Origin of the sequence: Paenibacillus sp. IHB B 3415 (genome assembly GCF_000802655.2) — a bacterium.
In the GTDB taxonomy this organism is placed as follows: Bacteria; Bacillota; Bacilli; order Paenibacillales; family Paenibacillaceae; genus Paenibacillus_AQ; species Paenibacillus_AQ phytohabitans.
In genome coordinates, this window is the sequence record NZ_JUEI01000057.1 from 47,685 (window position 1) to 54,468 (window position 6,784).

Here is a 6,784-nt window from a genome sequence, read left to right on the forward strand (position 1 = left end):
TTGCGGGTTATGCCGCTTCTTCAGCCGCCCTCAGCGCTGTCTGTGCACATGCAAAAAAGCTTCACCGTCCTTGCAGGGACAGAGAAGCCATTTCCGGTATAGCGGAGGAATTCATTCTTTATTTCTTCATTACAGGAATCCATATTTCGCAGACATAATCCTCTGCTGATGTATCGCCTGGCGGATACAGCTCGAATTCGGGTCCGCCTGTATGCTCGTAGCCCGTTCCCGGGAACCATTCCTGGAAAATGCGCTGCCAGACCCCTTGAATCGCATCAGGCATAGCTCCTACGGATTTGAATACCGCCCAGGTCGCAGCCGGAACCACTGCAGTCTCATACCCCTGCGGATCAGTGGACGCGTCTGCTTCAACTCCGATCCAATAAGACAGCATTTCCGTCTCCATATTCATATTCATACAGATGCCGAGCCATTCTTCGCGTAAGCCGAACTCAATCAGCTTATCTGATGTGCCGTCTTCATTGCATTCATTCCAGAACTGCGGAATTCTGCGGAAATTCTCCCCGTCCTTGCAGGTAACCTCCATTGATTTGCCGATAACGGTAAAAGCTTCTTTATTCACGATTTTGTAATCCATTTCCTGATCTCCCTTCAATGACAGATGGAAAGAGAGGCGCGGGAAGGCTTTGAGCTGTACCCCAGGCTCGCGCGCGGCGGAGGGGGTAAGCCCATGCGCTTTGCGGAACGCTTTGGCGAATGACTCCGGGGAGTCATATCCGTATTTGAGTGCGACATCCAGCACCCGGATGTTTGAAATGGCCAGCTCTTGAGCGGCCAGAGTCAATCTGCGTTTGCGGATATAGTCTGCTACGGTTACGCCGGTCAGCATGCTGAACATGCGCTGGAAGTGGAAAGGGGAGACATATGCCACTGCGGCAATCTCTTCGATCCGCAGCGGTCCGGTCATTCTGCTCTCCATATAATCCAGCGCATTCTTCATTCGGATCAGCCATTCCAAGTTTGCCATCTCCCTTTAAGTTCATATTATCACGAGGCCTACGGGCCGGTCCTGTTATTCTCTGCTCATCTGAGACAGGGTACAGTCAACGGCCTACAGTCTATGATCCTATGATGTCATGTTTCAAGGGGTTTGTCAGCTTCCGGCAAAAGCTAGCCTAACCGGCAGACTCTCGCTTCATACGGACGCAGCGTACTGCGGTCCATGGGCGCCGGCTCCTCCGGATAGTTACCGATAATCGTTTCGGTTACGGCGTTCAGCTCATCAGGCAGCTCTACAGTCTGCGGCGTGTCACAGAAGTTCAGCAGCACCAGCCATTTCTCACCGTCCAGTGTCCGGGTGTATGCGTAGATATATTCATGCTCCGGCAAAAGCAGCTCATATTCACCATACACCATGATCAGATGCTGCTTGCGCAGGCTAATCAGCTGCTGATAATAGTAAAATACCGAGTCAGGATCGGCCAGCGCCTGTTCCACATTGATCTCTGTGTAGCGCGGATTGAGCTTGAGCCAAGGTGTGCCAGCGGTGAAACCGGCATTCGTTGAGGCGTCCCATTGCATTGGGGTCCGGGCGTTATCGCGGCCTTTGGTGTGAATCGACTGAAGAACCGTGTCATGATCTGCACCGCCTTCCGTAACCTTTTCCCGGTACATATTGAGAATCTCTATATCCTTGTAGTCTTCCAGCACAGGGAATTTCACGTTGGTCATGCCGATTTCCTCACCCTGGTAGATATAAGGTGTACCTTTGAGCGTGTGCAGCAGGGTAGCGAGCATTTTGGCCGAAATCACACGGTATTTGCCGTCATCCCCGAACCGGGAGACCATCCGCGGCTGATCGTGGTTATTGAGATAGAGGCTGTTCCAGCCTTTGTCCGACAAGCCTACCTGCCATTTGTGCAAAATATCGCGCAGACCCTTCAGCGTCCACGGAATCACATTCCACTTGCCGTCCGGGCCGGAATCGACATCCATATGCTCGAACTGGAACACCATTTGCAGCTCATGCCGGTCTTCGTCAGTATAGAGAATGGCGTCTTCGACAGTTGCCCCCGGCGTTTCGCCGACGGTCATTACATCATACTTGGAGAGGACTTCACGGTTCATCTCCTGGAGGAACTCATGGACCCGCGGTCCATTCATATAATATTCTCCGCCACCGGCCAACTCACCGGGAGCCAGGCCCTCATGGTGTGCAGAAGGGAGCCCTTCTACTTTGGAGATCATGTTGATGACATCCATCCGCAGCCCGTCTACACCTTTGTCCAGCCAAAAAGCAATCATTTTATAGAGGGCTTCCCGCAGCTCCGGATTCTCCCAGTTGAGATCCGGCTGCTTGCGCGAGAACAGATGGAGGTAGTATTCGCCCGTCGCCTCATCCTTCTCCCAGGCCGGTCCGCTGAAGATGGAGCTCCAGTTGTTCGGCAGCGCGCCATCCGGTCCGCCGGGACGCCAGATATAATAATCGCGGTAGGGGTTATCCTTGGAGGAGCGGGATTCCGCGAACCAGGCATGCTCGTCCGAGGAGTGGTTAATCACAAGGTCCATCATCAGTTTGATGCCGCGTGCATGCAGTCCGGCCAGCAGCTCCTCCCAGTCCCGCAGTGTACCGAATTCATCCATAATATCCTCGTAGTTGCTGATATCATAACCATTGTCATCGTTTGGTGATTTGTAGACCGGCGACAGCCAGACGACATCGACGCCCAGCTTCTGGAGATAATCCAACCGGGAGATGATCCCCTGCAGGTCCCCGATTCCGTCTCCATTGCTGTCCTGGAAGCTGCGGGGATAGATCTGATACACTACGGCTTCTTTCCAAAAGGCTCTATTCATTTGGGTGGGCTCCTTTGAGTGGTATTTGAAATATTTGAGCTATTTAAAAATTAAATCAGCAATTGTCTCAGCTACGGGAAGATTTGGAGTTCCGGCCGCTGTTGTCCCCAGATTTCCTGATTAAACCGCTGATCGCGGTAGAAATCCGGTGACAAAGGCGGACGCTGCCGCTCCTACACTTCCAAACTTCCTCTCCGCCTTTCTTGCTGATTCAATTTTCAAGTTCAAGATATTTAAAAAAGCCCCGAAGAAGCTTAATGCCTCCGGGGCGGGGAGACAGAGACTACACAGTTACCGAAGAACCGTCAGCAGTCACACTGCTCAGTCCGTTCACCGTATACTCCTTGCCATGAATCGTGAGGGATGCCGGAACATCGGTTTCATTACTAACCGTAACCTGTACATCGGTAACTGTGACCTTCAGACGGGAGCCGCGGAACATGATTTTGAACGAATAAGAGGTCCAGTGTCCCGGGTTGGAAGGGTTCAGGGTCAGCCGGTCGCCCAGCACCCGGAGTCCGCCGAAGCCATGTACGATCGACATCCACGTGCCCGCCATGCTGGTCGTATGGCAGCCGTCTTCCGTATCATTATTGTAATTATCGAGATCCAGCCGTGAAGTGCGCAGATACATCTCATAAGCCTTCTCTTTGTAGCCCAGCTCGCAGGCCAGAATCGCATGGATACAAGGGGAGAGGGAGGACTCATGCACGGTAATCGGCTCGTAGAAGTCGAAGTTGCGCTTCTTGGTCTCCAGATCATAACGGTCACCCAGGAAGTAGAGCCCTTGCAGCACATCCGCCTGTTTGATGAAGCAGGAACGCAGGATGCGGTCCCAGGACCATTTCTGGTTGAGCGGCAGATTCTCCGGCAGAACATCCTTGACCTGGATAATCTCCTTGTCGAGGAAGCCGTCCTGTTGCAGGAAGATGCCGCGTTCTTCATCAGCCGGATAGTACATTTTGGCGATAATCTCGTTCCACTGCGCAGTTTCGCTCTCCAGCAGCTCCAGCTTGTCGGCCAGCTCTGCATAACGTGTGCCTTCATTCTCTTGCAGATACGCCAGCGCCTCCAGAGTGTATTCCATGGTCCAGGCGGCAATCCGGTTCGTATACCAGTTATTGTTGACGTTGTTCTCGTATTCATTCGGACCGGTTACGCCGAGCATCACGTATTTGTCCTTATGCGGCACATAGTGCACGCGTTCTTCCCAGAAGCGGGAGATCTCTACCAGCACCTCAAGCCCGTATTGGCCGAGATAAGCCTTGTCGCCGGTATAGTTCACATAATTATAAATCGCGTAAGCAATCGCGCCGTTGCGGTGGATTTCTTCAAAAGTAATCTCCCACTCGTTATGACACTCCTCACCATTCATCGTCACCATAGGGTAGAGCGCGCCTTTTTTGTAACCGAGCTTTAGGGCATTCTCTTTGGCTTTCTCCAGATGCTTATAACGGTAGATCAGCAGATTGCGGGCAATCGTGGAGTCGGCGGTGCTGAGATAGAAAGGCACACAATAAGCTTCCGTATCCCAGTAGGTGCTGCCGCCGTATTTTTCACCAGTGAAGCCCTTCGGTCCGATATTGAGACGGTCATCTTCGCCCGTATAGGTCTGATTCAGCTGGAAAATATTAAACCGGATTGCCTGCTGCGCCGATACGTCACCCTCAATAATAATGTCGCTTTCCTTCCACTTATCGCCCCAAGCTGTGGCCTGTTCGGTTAAAAGCGCTACAAATCCGGCTTCACGCGCACTCTGCAAGGCGGTCCGTGCGGCGTCTACCAGCTGTCCCAGTCCGTAATTGCGGGAGGTGACATTCGCGGCATACTTATAAATAACCACCTGATCGCCGGACTGTACCGGAATCGTAACTTTGCTGCCCACATACTTCTCCTGCTCCAGGGCTTCCGCTTCTGCGGCAACCGGCTCACCATTCAGCAGAATATCGTATACATAAGCCGAGGTTACGTGAAAATCAAGCTTTTTGGTCTTCAGGGTGAGATGTCCGCCCGCCGGTTCCGCTTTCTTCTCGACCTCGTTCCAGAACTTCTCGTCGTAGTTGGAATCCTTGTTCTTGATATCGCCATCCAGATAAGGAGTCACGGTAATCTCACCGGAGAAATTGAGCGGCTGGATGGAGTAGCGAATGGCGCCAATCTCATGGCGGACCATGCTGACGATGCGGATGCTCTCCACTTTCACTTCTTTGCCGTCTGCGGTCGTGGCTGTGAAGCTGCGGGAGAGTGTGCCTTCCTTCATATTAAGTACACGGCGGAATTCGCTGACTGTGCAGGCAGCCAAATCGAGCGGAGTGCCGTCAATTTCAACGTTGATGCCGATCCAGTTGGTGCTGTTGAGGACTTTGGCAAAATACTCCGGATATCCGTTCTTCCACCAGCCAACCCGTGTCTTGTCAGGGTAGTATACACCGGCCATGTAGCTGCCTTGCAGGCTGTGCCCGCTGTATTGTTCTTCGAAGTTGGCTCTGCCGCCCATGTACCCGTTTCCGATGCTAAATACGCTTTCGGAAATTTCCTGGGTCTGCGGATCAAAGGATTCTTCGATGATGGACCATTCATCAATTTTGAGGTATTGTTTCATTGTTATTGGCTCCTTTTAAATGGGGGAATGAGGTATATAAAATGAACTAAAGCTGTAGTATTAAAATTACGGTGACTCCGTCGCCCCTGCGCGAAATGTTTGGACTTCCGACCGCTGTTATAATCAGATTTCTCTATTAGTAAGCGATATTCAGCTGATGAAATCTGATTCTAGCATATGCTTCCGATGCGAGCTTTCCTACGGAAAGCTTTCAGGCGGACGCTAACGCTCCTACAGTTCCAAACTTCCGCTCCGCGGCTTCATCCCCATAATTTTAATGACCATTTTCAGTTCTTTTATAAAGAGTAGGGCAGAAGAGATGGACTCGTATTACAGAGTAGCTGTTAATATTCGTCAAACAGAGGCAAAAGATTCCCGGAGTGCAGCAACGCTGATCTGCTGCAAAGAAGGGACTACAAGATTCGCTGCGCCCAGCGTCTCGGGCGAACCGATGCCGACGCTGCGCATGCCGGCGCGGGTGGCGGCCAGGATGCCGGCTTCGGCATCCTCGAAGACTACACACTCTTCAGGAGCGATGTTGACTGCCTGTGCCCCCAGCAGGAAGACCTCCGGATCAGGTTTGGCTGCGCTGGTGTGCGTGCCGTCAATGATCGCATCGAAGTAGGGGGTCAGGCCGGTATTGTTCAGGATGGTCATCGCATTCTTGCTGGCGGAGCCCAGAGCTACCTTGATGCCGTGTTCCCGGCATTCCTTCAGGAAGTCCAGCGCGCCGGGCAGAATCTCTGAGCTGTCCATCTTGGCGATGTATTCGACATAGCGGTTGTTCTTCTGCTCGGCCAGTCTCGCTTTCTCCTCTTCTCCAAGCTCGACGCCGCCGATCTCCAGCAGGATATTCAGAGAAGCGGCCCGGCTGACACCCTTAAGCCGCTCATTATCGTGCTCGGTGAAGTCAAATCCGAGTTCCTCCGCCAGCTCTCTCCAGGCAATATAGTGGTATCTGGCGGTGTCGACGAGTACACCGTCCAGATCGAACAGGCAAGCTTTAACTTCTGACATATTGAACCTCCTAAAATGTTAGTGGATATAATCTATTTGAGAATTGCGCCGAATGGGCGCGTCACAATAAATGGGCGGAAATGCTGCGCTGCTACAACAATCATCGGTGGAGCGCCTACTGCTGGCAGAATTGTTGTACCACGTACAACAATCCAAATGAAAAGTTGGTTAAATAGCGAAAATGCTGCACCACGTACAACATTTCGTCTGCGAAACGCCCTCAGCAGGTGAAAATGTTGCATAAAGTACAACAATCCGTCTGCGAAACGCCCTCAGCAGGAGGAAATGTTGCACAAAGTATAGGCGTGTTGATTTCCCAAAAAAAGGGACGAAAAAGGCCGCCATTTC

At 52.1% G+C, this 6,784-nt stretch carries 4 protein-coding genes; all 4 read right to left on the bottom strand.

Features of this window, described 5'->3' with window-relative positions; genetic code table 11:
* Positions 1-118: 118 nt before the first annotated feature.
* A complete protein-coding gene (locus tag QW71_RS23425; protein WP_200905965.1) occupies positions 119-979 on the bottom strand; it encodes an AraC family transcriptional regulator in 861 nt (286 codons plus the stop codon).
* 152 nt (positions 980-1,131) lie between these two features.
* Entirely contained in the window at positions 1,132-2,817 is a 1,686-nt protein-coding gene (locus tag QW71_RS23430) for an alpha-glucosidase (protein ID WP_039304583.1), read from the bottom strand.
* A 283-nt stretch (positions 2,818-3,100) separates the two neighbouring features.
* Complete coding sequence (locus tag QW71_RS23435) at positions 3,101-5,419, bottom strand: glycoside hydrolase family 65 protein (protein ID WP_039304586.1); 2,319 nt, start codon at positions 5,417-5,419, stop codon at positions 3,101-3,103.
* 354 nt (positions 5,420-5,773) lie between these two features.
* Positions 5,774-6,436: a beta-phosphoglucomutase gene (pgmB, locus tag QW71_RS23440; protein ID WP_039304589.1), complete on the bottom strand. Its 663-nt coding sequence runs from the start codon at positions 6,434-6,436 to the stop codon at positions 5,774-5,776.
* Positions 6,437-6,784: the final 348 nt, after the last annotated feature.

Excerpts from the sequence above, each read along its gene's own strand:
- pgmB (WP_039304589.1), bottom strand. The coding sequence starts at position 6,436 with ATGTCAGAAGTTAAAGCTTGCCTGTTCGATCTGGACGGTGTACTCGTC.
- QW71_RS23435 (WP_039304586.1), bottom strand. The coding sequence starts at position 5,419 with ATGAAACAATACCTCAAAATTGATGAATGGTCCATCATCGAAGAATCC.
- QW71_RS23430 (WP_039304583.1), bottom strand. The coding sequence starts at position 2,817 with ATGAATAGAGCCTTTTGGAAAGAAGCCGTAGTGTATCAGATCTATCCC.